The 14,295-nt window shown below is 71.0% G+C and carries 14 protein-coding genes; 2 read left to right on the top strand and 12 right to left on the bottom strand.

Going from position 1 to position 14,295, the window contains the following annotated elements; translation table 11 throughout:
• Positions 1-14: 14 nt before the first annotated feature.
• Both EEW87_RS17130 and EEW87_RS17125 read right to left on the bottom strand, forming a co-directional pair.
• Positions 15-692 (bottom strand): glycoside hydrolase family 3 N-terminal domain-containing protein, encoded by a 678-nt coding sequence (locus EEW87_RS17130; RefSeq protein ID WP_123093381.1) that lies wholly within the window; start codon positions 690-692, stop codon positions 15-17.
• Positions 689-1,438: a glycoside hydrolase family 3 N-terminal domain-containing protein gene (locus EEW87_RS17125; RefSeq protein ID WP_123093380.1), complete on the bottom strand. Its 750-nt coding sequence runs from the start codon at positions 1,436-1,438 to the stop codon at positions 689-691. Before EEW87_RS17125 ends, EEW87_RS17130 begins: the two co-directional genes overlap by 4 nt.
• A gap of 214 nt (positions 1,439-1,652) precedes the next feature.
• Here EEW87_RS17125 and EEW87_RS05370 point away from each other — a divergent pair, with 214 nt between their 5' ends.
• Positions 1,653-3,206, top strand: coding sequence for a M20/M25/M40 family metallo-hydrolase (locus EEW87_RS05370; RefSeq protein ID WP_123093379.1), 1,554 nt, complete (start codon positions 1,653-1,655; stop codon positions 3,204-3,206).
• Positions 3,207-3,282: 76 nt separating this feature from the next.
• Here EEW87_RS05370 and EEW87_RS05365 read toward each other — a convergent pair whose 3' ends face one another.
• The 5 genes from EEW87_RS05365 to EEW87_RS05345 form a co-directional block, all read right to left on the bottom strand.
• Positions 3,283-3,432 carry a hypothetical protein gene (locus tag EEW87_RS05365; RefSeq protein ID WP_157090091.1) on the bottom strand — a complete coding sequence of 50 codons (150 nt, stop codon included), beginning with the start codon at positions 3,430-3,432 and terminating at the stop codon, positions 3,283-3,285.
• 85 nt (positions 3,433-3,517) lie between these two features.
• Positions 3,518-4,402: a GmrSD restriction endonuclease domain-containing protein gene (locus EEW87_RS05360; RefSeq protein ID WP_240341656.1), complete on the bottom strand. Its 885-nt coding sequence runs from the start codon at positions 4,400-4,402 to the stop codon at positions 3,518-3,520.
• A gap of 113 nt (positions 4,403-4,515) precedes the next feature.
• Positions 4,516-4,803, bottom strand: a complete 288-nt coding sequence (locus tag EEW87_RS05355; protein WP_123093378.1) for an excalibur calcium-binding domain-containing protein — start codon at positions 4,801-4,803, stop codon at positions 4,516-4,518.
• Positions 4,804-4,922: 119 nt separating this feature from the next.
• A complete protein-coding gene (locus EEW87_RS16790) occupies positions 4,923-5,651 on the bottom strand; it encodes an OB-fold protein (RefSeq protein ID WP_192826502.1) in 729 nt (242 codons plus the stop codon).
• A gap of 155 nt (positions 5,652-5,806) precedes the next feature.
• Positions 5,807-6,166, bottom strand: a complete 360-nt coding sequence (locus tag EEW87_RS05345; RefSeq protein ID WP_225985028.1) for a nucleotide pyrophosphohydrolase — start codon at positions 6,164-6,166, stop codon at positions 5,807-5,809.
• A 226-nt stretch (positions 6,167-6,392) separates the two neighbouring features.
• Between EEW87_RS05345 and EEW87_RS05340 the strand changes: the two genes are divergently transcribed.
• Entirely contained in the window at positions 6,393-8,183 is a 1,791-nt protein-coding gene (locus tag EEW87_RS05340) for a DUF2075 domain-containing protein (RefSeq protein ID WP_123093416.1), read from the top strand.
• 833 nt (positions 8,184-9,016) lie between these two features.
• On the opposite strand, the gene EEW87_RS05335 is transcribed toward EEW87_RS05340, so the two are convergent.
• From EEW87_RS05335 to EEW87_RS05315, 5 genes are all read right to left on the bottom strand, one after another.
• Positions 9,017-9,895 (bottom strand): ABC transporter substrate-binding protein, encoded by an 879-nt coding sequence (locus tag EEW87_RS05335; protein WP_123093376.1) that lies wholly within the window; start codon positions 9,893-9,895, stop codon positions 9,017-9,019.
• A gap of 50 nt (positions 9,896-9,945) precedes the next feature.
• The gene (locus tag EEW87_RS05330; protein WP_123093375.1) at positions 9,946-10,935 is read right to left on the bottom strand and encodes a PfkB family carbohydrate kinase; all 990 of its coding nucleotides are present in this window, start codon (positions 10,933-10,935) and stop codon (positions 9,946-9,948) included.
• Complete coding sequence (locus tag EEW87_RS05325) at positions 10,932-12,431, bottom strand: purine-cytosine permease family protein (RefSeq protein WP_123093374.1); 1,500 nt, start codon at positions 12,429-12,431, stop codon at positions 10,932-10,934. The genes EEW87_RS05330 and EEW87_RS05325 overlap by 4 nt, the downstream gene beginning before the upstream one ends.
• 63 nt (positions 12,432-12,494) lie before the next feature.
• Complete coding sequence (locus EEW87_RS05320; RefSeq protein WP_123093373.1) at positions 12,495-13,487, bottom strand: ADP-ribosylglycohydrolase family protein; 993 nt, start codon at positions 13,485-13,487, stop codon at positions 12,495-12,497.
• Positions 13,484-14,191, bottom strand: coding sequence for a GntR family transcriptional regulator (locus EEW87_RS05315; RefSeq protein WP_123093372.1), 708 nt, complete (start codon positions 14,189-14,191; stop codon positions 13,484-13,486). The genes EEW87_RS05320 and EEW87_RS05315 overlap by 4 nt, the downstream gene beginning before the upstream one ends.
• Between the last annotated feature and the right edge of the window lie 104 nt (positions 14,192-14,295).

Here is a 14,295-nt window from a genome sequence, read left to right as displayed (position 1 = left end):
ATCCGCCGCCTCCCTCAGAGCTGGGTGGTGAGGTAGCGCTGCAGCTGGGTGACGGTGCGCGAGTCCCAGCCCTTCGAGCCGGAGCGGGCGATGCCGAGGTAGTCCTGCAGCGCGCCGACGCTCGCGGCATCCCATCGCCCGGTGGTCGCCGCGCCGACCCGGTACTGCAGCGAGCGGATCGTCGCGGCGTCCCAGGTCCGCGTCTGGGGCGTGCCGAGCCAGGCCTGCACGCGCCCGACGAGGTAGGGGGAGAAGCGGCCCGTCGGGGTGATCCGCGGGTCGAGCAGCCCAGCGTCCTCCTTGGCCCGGAGCACGCGAAGGGAGGCGGCGTCGACCTTCGCCGCGAAGGTGGGGTCGGACGCGGCCTTGCTGCGCACTGCCGCGACCATCTCGGGCAGGGTGCCGGTGCGGGCGGTGAGGATCATGTCGCCGCCCGCCCCGATGAAGGTCGTCGCCCGCTGCGCCGGCGTCCACGCGGCGAGCTGGCGGGCGTTGCCGACGTCGTCGCTGATGACGACGCCGTCGAAGCCGAGCCGCGAGCGCAGCAGCGTGCGGATGATCGTGGGGGAGAAGAGCGCCGGGCGGTCGGGGTCGATCTTCGAGTAGTACGCGGAGGACACCATGACGAAGGGGGTGCCCGCGTCGACCGCGGCGGCGAAGGGGGCGATGACTCCCGAGGTCGTCGTCGTCACCGAGTCGGTCCCCCGCTCGTCGTGTCGGTGTTGCCCCGCACCCGGCCGAGCCCGGGGAAGTGCTTGACGGCCGTGGCGACGCCGGCCCGGTCCATCCCGGAGCGGAAGGCACCCCCCTTCGCCGTGACGGTGGTGGTGAGGGGTCCGAACTCGCGGTCGTACCGTCCGATCGGCTCGTTCGTCGCCTTGTATGCGGTGGGGACGGTGTCGAGGACGGGCGCGAGGTCGGTGCTGACGCCCGACCGGCTGAGCTGGGTGCCCCAGCGCAGGGCGTCGGCGCGCAGGGCCGAGGTCGACCGGGTGCCCTGGACGAGCGCGGTCGGCATCGTCGAGTAGCCGGGGCCGCGCAGCACCTGGACCTGCCCGCCCTCCTGGTCGGCGGAGACGAAGGCCGGCACCCCGGCGGTCGCGGCGCTCGGCTCGGTCAGCCGCTGCACGGCCGTCGTCACGGAGCGGATGTGGTCGGCCCCGCGGGTGCTGCGGCCCATGAGGATGACGTTGCCGACGTGCTGTCGCGCGACGACGTCTCGCAGGCCGCTGCTCACGGTGTCGGCGGGGGTGGCGACCATGAAGAGCTGGCCGATCCGCTGGTCCCGGGTCATCGCCGCCTGCGCCTGCTCTGCGCGCGACGTCGACGTCGCGCTCGCCGGCCGGGCGGTCGACGGGTGCGCCGACGCAGTCAGGCACCCGCCCCAGAGGAGCGCCACCGTCAGCGGTCCTGCGGCCAGCCGCCGCGTGCGTCTCATTCCTCCACTGTGGACCCGCCGCGGTCACGACGCCAGGTGTCCTGACCTTGGTCACGACCGCGTCATGGGCTCCCCACGAGCCGGTCACGGCTTGGTGAGGGCGGCTGCCGCTGGTCGCGAAGGGCGACCGCTCGCCTCGCTACCGGGCGGTCACCCCTTCGCCCGGATCGACGTCGGGCGGAGCCTGCGAGGACCACCGACAGAGGAGTCGACGATGGACCAGACACCCGAGAAGATCCCCAGCACCCTGCCCCGTCGAGCCTTCCTCGGGGGCATCGGCGTCTCTGCCCTGGGCGTCGCGACCGCCGGCGGCGCGGGTGCCTTCACCCGCTCGCCGCAACCGACGACGACCCTGTCCGGCGCGGCCATCCCGGCCGCCGACATGGACCCGCTCGACCTGCTCCAGCGGATGCTCTCCTTCGACACTCAGAACAGCGGTCAGGGCGGCAAGACCCGGCCCCACGCCGAGATGCTCAAGGCCGTGTGGGAACGCGCGGGTGTGCCGGTCGAGATCATCGACACGCCGCAGCCCGACAACGTGCACCTCATCGCCCGGATCCCGGGGAGCGGCGCGCAGGAGCCGCTGCTCCTGCTCGGTCACTCCGACGTCGTGCCGGTCGAGAGGGAGAACTGGGACGTCGACCCCTTCGCCGGTGAGGTCGTCGACGGTGAGGTCTACGGCCGCGGCGCGCTCGACATGAAGGGCGCGAACTCGGCGATGATCACCGCGCTGCTGCGCCACCTGGACGAGGGCGCGCGCTTCGACCGCGACATCATCGTGCTCACCGACTGCGACGAGGAGGCCGGGTCGTACGGCTCGGGCTGGCTGGCCGAGAACTACTGGGAGAAGATCGACGCGGGCAGCGTGCTCACCGAGGGCGGCTGGTTCATCGCCCAGAGCGACAGGACCTCGCCGATGCTCATCTCGGCGACCCGCCAGGACAAGGTCTACTTCAACCTCGAGCTCGTCGCGACGGGCACCGCCACCCACTCCTCGAAGCCGATCCCGGACGACTCGGCGATCGTCTCGATGTCCCGCGCGATCAGCGACCTCGGACGCTACGAGGCGCCCGTGCACCTCACCCGCGTGACCCGCGACTACTTCGAGGCGCTCGCGAGGGCGACCGACGACCGCCGCTTCGCCGCGGCCATCCGCCTCCTGCTCCGGGCCCGCAACGACCGGGTGCGGGAGCGCGCGGCGAAGCTCGTGGAGCACCTCTCCGACTACCCCTACCTGCACCGGGCGCTGCTGCGCACGACGCACGCCTTCGTCATCCAGGAGGCGGGGTACAAGGAGAACGTCATCCCCTCCGAGGCGACGACGCGGATCAACTGCCGCGGCATCCCCGGTGGAGAGAAGCCGCGCGATTTCGTCGCCTCCGTGCGCCGGCTGCTGCGTCACCGGGACGTCGAGGTCCGGGTCGTCGGCACCCCCGGCGAGAGCGAGAAGCAGACCCTCGCCCGCCTCGACAAGACCTGGGCGACGCCCCCGGCCGACCTCGACACGGACCTGTGGCGCGCGCTGTCGGGTGCGTCGCGGCGGACCTACGAGGACGTGCCCTTCACGCCCGCGCTCTTCGAGGCCGGCACGAGCCTGGGTCCGTGGCGCGAGAAGGGGGTGCCGGGATACGGCGTCTACCCCTACGTCATCAGCAACGAGCAGCTCATCGGCATGCACGGCAACAACGAGCGGATCTTCGTCGAGGCCCTCGAGCAGGGGAGCGACTACATGTACGAGGTCTTCTCGGCCTTCCGCACGAAGGGGTGAGCGCGAGTCCTGGTCGCTGGCTGAGGTGCGAGGGCCCGCCAGGGCCTGAGCCTAGAAGCCACTCCGCAACGCCAGGTCACATCTGCGTCGAGACGAAAACCACGAGCAGCAGGCCGCCGAAGAGGACGGCAGCCAGCAGCGGGATCCACACGAAGAGCATGATTAGGGGCTCACGCTTGTCCTCCAGGTACTGGGCGACCCACCCCTTCCGACTCGGCTCGCTCATCGCTGCTCCTCTCGCTCGGCCAGCTGCGTGTGGGCCATGATGCCCTGGCGGCCAGGTAGGTGCAGTGCTCGCGCGACGCGGTCGGCTACTCGCAAGCGACCCCGTCGTCGTCGCCGTCCATCCTCGAGGCGTATCCGGGATCGCCCCGGTGCAGCGGTGCGGCGCCCGCAGCGCGGGCGGCGTCGCAGTTCTCGTAGCTCACAGCGCCAGTGGGAGCGGGCGTGGAGGTCGGCGCGGGCACGACCGGTGACGGCCGGCGCGAAGGGGAGGTGACCCCCTTCGCCCCGTCCACAGGCGGGACGGCGGTGGAGGCCGCTGTGGGGAGCCGCTGGCCCGGGCAGGTCGTGAGGACTCGTCGCAGCGCGTCCCGTTCGGGAGCGGTGACCCACAGGTGGTGGCGCTGCTTCACCGAGACCTGGCGGGCGGCAAAGGTGCAGCGGAAGGTCTTGCGAGGCGGGAGCCAGGTCGCGGCGTCGCCGTCGCCCTTCTGCGCGTTGAGGCGGCCCTGCACGGCGAGCAGGTTGAGCGGGTCGTTGGCGAGGTCCTGACGCTGCTGCGCGGTGAGGAGCTGCGCGCCGGTCTGCCACGCGTTGGAGAGCGCGACGAGGTGGTCGACCTGGACGAGGCTCGACGTGCCGGGCCCGCGCGCGAAGTCGACGACCGCCCCGCCGAAGGGGTCGCGCAGCGTCCCGGTGAGGACGACGCAGCCGTTGGTGCCCGGCTTGAGCACGGCATCGGCGAGGTCGCGGCGCAGGACGTCGTTGCGGGTGTCGCAGCCGTTGCGTCCGCCGCTCATCGCGTGGTCGTCGCTCCACGCCTGCCCGAACACCGCCCGGTCGTACCCGGTCTTGGGTGCGCGGCCCTTGACCGGGAGTGCCGCGAGGACGGCGAGGGCGGGGGAGGAGGTCGTCGGCGAAGGGGTGGTCCGCGTGGTCGAGGTGGCCGGCGGCGCCGAGACGGTGAGGGTCACCTCGGGCGCCGAGACGGAGCTCAGCGCCCCGCACCCGGTGAGGGCGAGGAGCGCCGAGGTGACGGTGACGAAGGGGTACCAGCGGCGGCGCGTGGTGGGCGCGCCGGGCTGGGTCAGCGCTTCTCGCAGGCCACGCCGTCCTTGTCGCGGTCGTGCTTCTTGTTGGCGTTGTAGACCTTGGTGTTGACCCGGAAGTTCGTCACGGGCTTCGTGCCGCTGCGGGTCTTGTCGCGCGCGCCGGCCTTGCCGACGCCGTGCTTGTAGGTCTTGTTGAGCTCGGTGCAGTTCTTGTAGACCTTCACGCCGGCGGAGGCGGTGGTCGGGGCCGGCGCGGCGAGGGCGACGGCGGCGGGGGTGAGGCAGACGAGGGACGCGGTGAGCGTGGCGAGGGTGCGGCGCATGAGGTGAGAGTAGATGCAGTGTGAACGGTGCGTCTGGCGTTTGGGCAGATGAGGGGTGAGGTGCAGCCGATGCCGAGTCGATCGGTGCTGGGCCGCATGCGCAGCCCAGCACCGCCGCCTCAGACCACCTTGCAGTTCTTCAGATCGACGCCCAGGTCTCCGCCGTCATCGAAGTCGCCGATGACCTTGATGGAGCTGCCGACCTGGAGGGTCGAGAGCACGTCGGTGGGCATGTCGTGACACGTCACGCTGAAGATCTCGAAGTCCCCGCCGTCGGTGATGTTCAGGATGTACTTGTCGTCATCAAGAACTTCGGTGTCGATCTTCTCGACCACTCCTGACACCTCGACCGTCTTGCCCTTGTACTTCTGGTCTCCGGCGAGCTCGTTGCTGTCGAACTCCTCGATGATCTCGCCGGCCGTGACCTTGATGTCAGCCCCTGCAGGCTTCGGCGGAGCCGGCGCCTTGGTCTTGGCCGGGCTCGGCTTCGGCTTCGCCGTCGACTTGGAGGCCGAGGCCTTGCTGGCGGGCGACTTGCTGGACGGTTGTGCTTTCTTCGGGGAGGAGGAGGTCGCGCTGCTCTCCTGCACCTCGGTGGTCGACGAGTCAGCGGAGGTGTCGGTGTCGGAAGCGCCGAGACTCATGAGGACTCCTCCTCCGCAGCAGAGTACGAAGAAGCCACCCACACCGAGGGCGACCCACTTGAACGCCCCACCCTTCTTCTGCGGGGCCGAGAAGTGGGGCACGGGGCCTGTCGGCTGCGTCGCACGGGTGTGATCAGTCCAGCTGTTCCCGTCGAACCATCGCTCGGTGCCGTCAGGCTGGGGGTACCACCCGGGATTGCTCATGTTCGTTCCTTCTGGGTCTGTGGCGATTGAGGACGGTCTAGCAGCCGTGCCACAGCCATGCGGGTTGAACGGTTCATCGCGTGGCCAATCCGTGACCTGTAGATGAGGTCAGTGCGGAGGTCTGTCCAGCGGGACGTTTGTCGGCGTCTGGCAGCTCAGTCCTTCTCCGGCGCTACGCCGGCGACCGACTCCGCGGGGAAGCGATCTCGTGCGGCGGCGAGCTTGCGAGTCGCCGCGTCGAGGACGTCGATGTCGAGCGAGTTGCCGAGGGCGAGGAGGTAGATGAGGACGTCGGAGATCTCCTCCTCAGCACGCCGTCTCCGCGGTTCGCTCGAGTAGGTCCGGCGGGCCTCGTCCGCCGGGACCCATTGGAAGAGCTCGGCGAGCTCACCGACCTCACCCACAAGGGCCAGGACCAGCGATTTTGGGTCGTGGAACTGCGTCCAGTCCCGCTCGGCCGCGAAGCCACGCACGTCCTGCTGGAAGGGCATCAGGGCGGAGGGCGCGTCGACCATCGGACCATGATGCAGGGTCGGCTCCGCCAGGCGCGCCCCACGAACGCAGCGGGGGTGCTGGGGCATACTCGCCGTGACATAGCGGCCCGACGGGCTTCCTTCGCGGACATGCCCCCACCCGCACGAGATTCGTGCTGCCTGGGGACTGTTCGTGCCACTTCTTCGCTCGACCGCTCGCGGCTTTTCCGCGCTCGAGCACCACCTCGCCCAGCACCTGGCGGAGCAGATGGCCATCCAGAGCGGACACCGACCGTCGCCCGCCGAGATGCGCTCGTGGGAGCGCAGCCTGCCGGCCCTGCGCGCTGACCTCCTGAGCGCGGGCCTGGACGACGTCGAGATGCTCGTCGAGTACCAGCTCCCTCTGACCTCGAAGCGTGCCGACGTCGTGCTCGCCGGGGTGCACCCCCGGACTGGCAATCCGTCCTACGTGGTGGTCGAGCTCAAGCAGTGGAGCGCCGCCGCAGCCTTCGAGGGGTCGGACACGCTCGTCAGCGTCGAGCAGTACGGCGGCCGAGCGGTGACCCACCCAGCCGTGCAGGTGGAGGGCTACGTGGAGTACCTCCGGGACTTCACGGTGGTGCTCGCGGAGCACGACCACTCCCTCGTCGGCGCCGCCTACCTGCACAACGCGACCGACCGCGATGTCGCCGACCTCATGAGACGTCCGGGCTCGCCCCATGGCCGTTTGTTCACCGGCCAGCGCAGAAGCGCCTTCGTCGACTTCCTCACCGATCACCTCGACCCGGGTCAGCCAGGAGCCGCAGCAGCGGATGCTCTGCTGGCCTCGAAGATCGCGCCCAGCCGTCAGCTCCTGACCGTCGCGGCCGACGAGGTCCAGCGACGTGAGATGTTCGTCCTGCTGGACGAGCAGCGCGATGCCTACGAGCACGTGCTTCACGCGGTCGGCAGAGCCCGTCGCTCGAGCACCAAGACGGCTGTCGTCGTGAGCGGTGGACCGGGATCGGGCAAGTCGGTCATCGCGCTGTCGGTGATGGGGGAGCTCTCACGGCAGGGGCGCACGGTCGTCCACGCCACCGGTTCCCGTTCTTTCACGCAGACCCTGCGCAAGGTGGCTGGGCACCGGGACACGCGGGTGAAGGGCCTTTTCAAGTACTTCAACTCGTTCATGGCTGCCGAGCCGAACGACCTCGACTGCCTCATCCTCGACGAGGCACACCGCATCCGGGAGACCTCGGTCAACCGGTACACCAGGAAGGCGGATCGCGACCGCGCCCGACCTCAGGTCGAGGAGCTGCTGTCTGCAGCACGTGTGCCGGTGTTCTTGCTCGACCAGCACCAGGTCGTGCGTCCGGGAGAGCTCGGGACGGCGCAGGAGATCGAGCGCTTCGCTGCGGCGCACGGAGTGGACGTCGAGCACATCGACCTCGACGACCAGTTCCGGTGCGGAGGGTCGCAGCTGTACGTGGACTGGGTCGAGCGACTCCTCGGCCTGGCTGCCGGCGGACCGGTGGCCTGGGCCGGTGACCCGTCGTTCGAGGTAACTGTCGTCGAGACGCCGGGCGAGATGGAGCGGGTCCTGGAGGAAGGGCACCGAGAGGGTCGCACCGCCCGGATGGCGGCGGGGTACTGCTGGCCCTGGAGCGACCCCCGCGCCGACGGCTCGCTGGTGCCGGACGTGGTGATCGACGGGTGGGCGCGTCCGTGGAACCTGCGTGGCGACCGGTCGGTCGGTGGTGCACCGCCCTCGGCGCTGTGGGCGTCGGACCCCGCAGGATTCGGTCAGGTCGGGTGCGTGTACACCGCCCAGGGCTTCGAGTACGACCACGCGGGTGTCATCATTGGGCCCGACCTGGTGTGGCGGGAGGACCGCTGGGTCGCCGTCCGCGAGGCCAACCGCGACCCGGACTTCAAGAGCCGTACCGCCGTCGACGCCGCCGACTTCGACCGCCTGGTCCGGAACGTCTACAAGGTGCTCCTCACCCGCGGGATGCGAAGCGTCACGATCCACTCGACGGACCCCGAGACCCGCGGCTACCTGCGCACGCTGGTCCTCTGACACCTGCCAATCCTTCCCACGAGCCGGGTCTTCGTCATTCGGCCAGCTAGTTGGCGAAGGGCGAGGTAGCGTCAGCGCGCAAGCAGGGCTAGGGGTGGAGGAAGCATGAGGTGGTCACACGCGGCTGGCGCGGTCATCGGAGCGGGAGCGATCGGCGCAGGGGGCATGTCCGTTGCCGCGGCAACGAGCTCGTCGACGTCTGTATGCAGCGGGATCGACTACTGCCGTGTTGTATCCAGAGCTGATGTTGACGGAGACGGGCGGGTGGACCAGGTCGGATTGGTCGAGTACGGGGACGACTACACGACGACGCGGAGCGTCGTCCGGGTGCGCACCGCACGAGGTCGGACACTGACCCGAACGATCGACGGGGAATGGGCAGGCAAGACGTCCTGGCACGGGTCCGCTGCAGTCGACGGTCAACGTGGGTACGAGCTCGTCCTCGGCAAGGACACCGGTGCGCACTCCATGTTCTTCGTGGTGCTTACGTACCGAGGTGGCGGACTGTCCGTGCTGAAGGCACCCGGAGGTCAGTGGACCTGGTACACGGATGGCTCGTACTCCTACAACGCGGGATGGCATCGCACCATGACGAACGGTCTCCAGATGACCGCGGTCGGGTCTGTCCGAGATCATGAGGTTGGCGGCTCGCGGCCCCACCGCCAGACAAAGGTGCGGTTTCGTTGGTCTGGCGGGCGGTGGGTGCAGACGAGCTCGTCAACGGCGTGGGTGTCGAACTCCACGGCATACAAGGCTGCGGGCTGGCACGTGCCCTACCTCAAGCAGTTCCCGAAGTACTGAGCTCACGGCCTCGCTCGCTCAGAGGCTCATCATTAGAGGGGGCTCGCCGCGCCCGGGTCAGGTCTGCCCACCCGGTCAGGGTGCAGGATCCCCGCCAACGCCTCCACCCCGTCGACGACCCGCGGCCCGGGTCGCGCGTACGACCCGTTCGCGTCGACCGCCCACACGGGCACCCCGGGGAAGTGCTCGGCGACGACAGCTGCCTGCTCGGCGGCGCCGCCGAGGTCGTAGCCGCACGGCGCGCAGATGACGACGTCGGGTGCGGCCGCCACCGCGGCTCCCCACGTCGTCTGCTCCGACCTCTCGCCGGCGACCCCCAGCACCGGCTCACCACCGGCAGCGACGACCATCTCCGGGATCCAGTGGCCGGGCGCGAAGGGAGGGTCGGTCCACTCGAGGACGAGCACACGAGGTCGCTCGGCCCCGGCCACCGCATCGGCGACAGCCGCTAGTCGCTCCCGCAACGACCGGACGAGCGCGTCGGCCTCCGCCCGCCGTCCCACGGCATCGCCCACCGAGACGACCGAGGCGAGCACCTCGTCGATCGTGTGGGGGTCGAAGGCCAGCACGTCCGCCTGGCACCCCAGGTAGGCCATCGCCTCGTCCACCGCGGTGACGTCGATCGCGCACACGGCGCACAGGTCCTGCGTGACGACCAGGTCGGGGTCCAGCTCGGCCAGGGCGTCGGCCTGCAGGTGGTACAGGTCGTCGCCCCGCTCCAGCGAGGCCTTGACGAAGTCGTCGATCTCCCGCGGCGACAGGCCCTCGGGCATCGTCGAGGTCGAGACGACCCGCCGCTCACGCGCCTGCGCCGGGTGGTCGCACTCGAAGGTGACCCCCACGACGTCGTCCCCCGCGCCGAGCGCGAAGAGGATCTCGGTGGTCGAGGGCAGCAGGGAGACGACACGCACCCGCCGATCCTAGGGACCGACCACCCGGGTCCCAGCTGCCCGACGTCCCCTCAGGACCTCGCGGGGGCGGTCGGCACCCCTTCGCCCGGCTGCGCCGCCCGACCCGCGCTGCGCACGAGCTCGTCGATCTCGCCCCGGAGGGGAGAGGTGGCCGGGCCACGACGCGTGACCGCGATCGCCGCGGCCGCCGCGGCCCGTCGGACTGCCTCGAGCAGAGGCTCTCCCGCCACGATCCCGGCGCAGAGCACCCCCGTGTGCGCGTCGCCGGCGCCGTTCGTGTCGACGGGCACCATCTCGAAGGCCGGCACGTGCACCGGCTCGGTCCCCGGCGCCGCGACCCAGCAGCCCGCTCGGTTCACCCGGACCACGACCGTGGCGTCGAGCGCCGCAGCCGTCTCGGTGGCGGTCCCGGCGGGGTCGGACGTCGTGCCGACGCCGAGGCGCGTGTGCAGAGCACGGGCCTCCTCCTCGTTCGCCGTCCACAGGTCCGCGCGGGCGGCGACCAGTGCGAAGACCTCCGACGACACCTGGGCGATCATTGGCGACGTGTCGACGACGACCATGACCTCGGCGGGCACCCGGGGGAGCCACGACGTGATCGCCGCCGCGTTGCCGGGGTGGTACAGCCCGTACCCGCTGACGTAGACGACGTCGCCCTCACGGACGTGCACCTCGTCGAGGTGACGCACGTCGAGCTCGCCCTCGGCGCCCACCGTCGAGACGAAGGTGCGCTCGGCCGCCGCGTCGACGAGCGCGACGCAGAAGCCGGTGTCGAGCTGCGTCTCGGCCGCGTTGACGACCACGACACCCTCGTCCGCCATCGCCGCACGCACGATGTCGCCGAAACGGCCCGTGCCGTGAGCCCCGGCGTAGACGACCTCGGCGCCGTCCCGCCGGGCGGCGGCCATGACGTTGAAGCCGCCGCCCGCGGTGAGGGTGTAGGACGAGGCGAAGACGTCCTGCCCGGCGGCCGGCACCTCGTCGACGCTCATGACGAGGTCGACGATGGCCTGGCCGACGTGGACGACACGGCCCGTCATCGTCGGGCGCTCTTCTCGCCGCGGGCCACGGCGCCAGCGCCCCGCGCCCCGCCGAGCGCGAGGTAGATCCCGCCCGCGACGACGAAGGACACGACCCAGCCGAGGCCGTTCTGGCCGATCCACGTGTCGTACAGGGCGCCGGTGAACCAGACCTCTTCGGCGGTGACCTGGGCGCGGGTGAAGAAGTAGCCGAGCACGATGGCCACCGCCCACGCGGTGAGCGCACGCCACTCGACGCCCCCGCGGTACCAGTACGCCGAGCTCCGGCTGAGGTCCATGAGGCCCGCGGAGTCGTAGTCCGCGCGACGCACGAGGTCGACGAGGAAGACCGCGACCCACGCGGTGACCGGCACGGAGAGCAGCGCGATGAAGGTGATGAAGGGCCCGTAGAAGCTCGACGCGAAGAGCATGAAGTAGATCGCCCCGGCGGTGGTCACGACGACGTCGACGACGACGGCGTAGACGCGCTTGATGCGGATGCCGAGGGTCAGCGTCGTCAGGCCGGCCGAGTACACGGAGAGGTGGTTCGACAGCAGCAGGCCGCCGAAGGCCGCGAGCAGGTAGGGGACAGCCACCCACTCGGGCAGGAGGTCACGGATGGCCGCGACCGGGTCGCTCGCGGAGCCGAGCGAGGGATCGCCCACGGAGAGCAGGCTGCCGAGACCGATGAGCAGGACGAGCGGGATCCCCGCGCCCGCCGACGCCGATGCGACGAGCTGACCCGCCCGGACGCGCGGCGCCTGGTAGCGCGACATGTCGGCCCCGGCGTTGGCCCAGCCGATACCGGTGCCGCCGGCGATGATCCCCACGCCGACGACCATCGCGACGGCCGGGCCGGCCGGGGCGGACGTGACCGCCGACCAGTCGACGGTGGCCACGAGGAAGGCGGCGACGAAGACGTTGAGCGCTCCGAAGGCCCACGTGGCGTACTTCTGCACCCGCACGAGGAAGGAGTGACCCATCCCCGACACCGCGACGGTGAGGAAGACGAAGATGAGGATGCAGGCGATGGCGAGGGCGGGCACCTGGTGCGCGTCGGCGTCGGTGCCGAAGAGCAGGGCCGAGAGCGAGAGCAGCGCGAAGGCGGCGGTCGCCGTGTTGACGGTCTCCCAGCCCAGGCGCGAGCCCAGGGACACCAGCGTCGGCAGGACGTTGCCGCGGACGCCGAAGACCGCGCGGCTGAGGGTCAGGCTGGGTGCCCCGCCCCGACGACCGGCGATCGAGATGAGCCCGACGAGCGCGAAGGATCCGAAGGCACCGATGGCCGCGACGACGAGCGCCTGCCAAAGGTTGAGCCCGAGCGCGACGAGGGTGGCGCCCAGCGGGATGCCGAGGATCGAGATGTTCGCGGCGAACCACACCCAGAAGAGCTGCAGCGGGTGGCCGTCACGCTCCTCGACGGGCACCGGCTCGATGCCGCGCTGCTCGAAGGACGCGCGGACGCGAGTGCGCCCGCCGTCGTCTACCGGGGTGCTGACCTCATGAGGCGTGGACATGCGTGTGCTCCTTTGCATACGGGTGTGGCGGGGCGGTCCGAAGGGGGAGTGCGCCCGGGAGAGTCAGGAGGGGCGGGGTGCGGAGTCGCGGAGACGGGTGAGGGCCAGAGCCCTGGAGGCGAGGTCGACCTGCGACACGCGGAGCACGTCGTCGACGACCTCGGCCGGTGCGGGAGGGGCGTCGGCCGTGGCGCCGAGCATGGCGCCGGCGATGGCGGCGACGGTGTCCGTGTCGCCGCCGACGCTCGCCGCCTGGCAGAGCGCCTCGAAGGGGCGGTCGACGAAGTGGTGAGCGAGGACGATCGCGGCGACGACCGACTCCTGGCTGCTCACGGAGGTGCCGATGACGTCGACCACGAAGTCGACGCACTCGTCGTCCGAGCCGAAGGTCTGGGCCAGTGCCCATCGGGCCTTGGCCGGCACCGAGGCGCCTGCGCGCCAGTGGCCTCGCGCGAAGGCCGCCTCTCCCGCCCTCAGACCGACGTCGAGGGCGGCGTCGAGGTCCGCGCCGTCGATCCCGGCGCTGATGACGGCGGCGACGGTGGTGGCCGCCGACAGGGCCAGGCCGGTGTTGTGGGTCGGCCGGCTGGCGGCGACGACCGCCTCGAGCAGGGCGTCCGGCTCGGCGAAGGCGATGCCGACCGGGGCGATGCGCATCGCCGCGCCGTTCGTCGTGCCGAAGCGGCCGCTCTCCTCCGGCGAGGCGCCGGCGGCGAGCTCGACGAGCGCGGCCTTGGTCGACGGCCCGAGCAGGTCCGACGACCCACGGGCGCGCATGTCGTCCTCCCATGCCTGGAGGGCATCGGCGAGGGCGCGGGGCTCGAAGGTGCCCCCGCCCTCGACGAGGAGGTCGGCGAGGAGCAGGGCCTGCTCGGTGTCGTCGGTGATCGAGCCCGCCGGCATGCCCGGGGCGATGGGCTGGTCGGGTGCGCCGTCGAGGAGCCGGTCGACCCGCCCGTAGCGGGCGGCGATGTCCGCCCGGCTCATGCTCTGGGTCGGCATGCCCAGGGCGTCGCCGACGGCGAGGCCGACGAGAGTGTTGAGGGCGCGGGTCATGCACGGTCTCCGAAGGTCGTGTGGAGGCGGAAGTGGCGGGGGTCGAGCGAGGAGACGACGTGCTCGACGACGTCGCCGCGGGCGCTGCGCGAGGTCCTCACGGAGCGCAGGAAGGGCTCGCCCTCGCTCCGGCCGAGCAGCTCGGCCTCGCGGGCGGGCAGCTCGACGAGGCTGACCTGCTGGTCGCCGCCTGTCGCCCGCAGCCCGGCCTGGGCGAGGGTCTTCGTGATCGAGCCGTCGACGAGACCCGTCGTGGGCAGGTCGCGCAGGATCCCGGTGGCGGGGACGGACGCGCACTCGAAGGACACCGCGGTGCCGTCGCCCAGACGTCGCACACGGCGCACCGCGACGGCCTCGGCGAAGCCGATGTCACGAGGTGCGTCGGGGATCTCCTCGACGGAGATGAGGTCGATCGACAGGATGGTCACGTCGAGGTCGACACCGCCGATCGCGAGCGCCTGCGCCCAGCCCAGAGGGCTGTTGAGTGCGACGCCGTCGAAGGTGACGAAGGTGCCGACCCCCATCTGGGTGTCGACGAGGTTCTGCCGCTGCAGCTCGGCGATGGCTTGGCGCACGGTCCCGCGGCTGACCCCGAGATCACGTGCGAGCTCGGCCTCGCCGGGCAGCTTCTCGCCGTCGCTGAGGTCGCCGACGTGGATCTGCTCCCTCAGCAGGGAGGCGACGCGCTGGTACTTCGCGTTCACTGTGCTCCGTCCTGTCCATACCTGTCTATACCTGAATAGTCCTGATCAGGAGCCCCGTTGTCAACGGCATCCCACGAATCGCCCTGCGGACAGCGAAGAGCCCG

It is taken from the genome of Janibacter melonis (assembly GCF_003721155.3).
GTDB lineage: Bacteria > Actinomycetota > Actinomycetes > Actinomycetales > Dermatophilaceae > Marihabitans > Marihabitans melonis.
The sequence above is the reverse complement of the archived record's forward strand: the minus strand, read 5'-3'. Positions and strand labels throughout refer to the sequence as shown.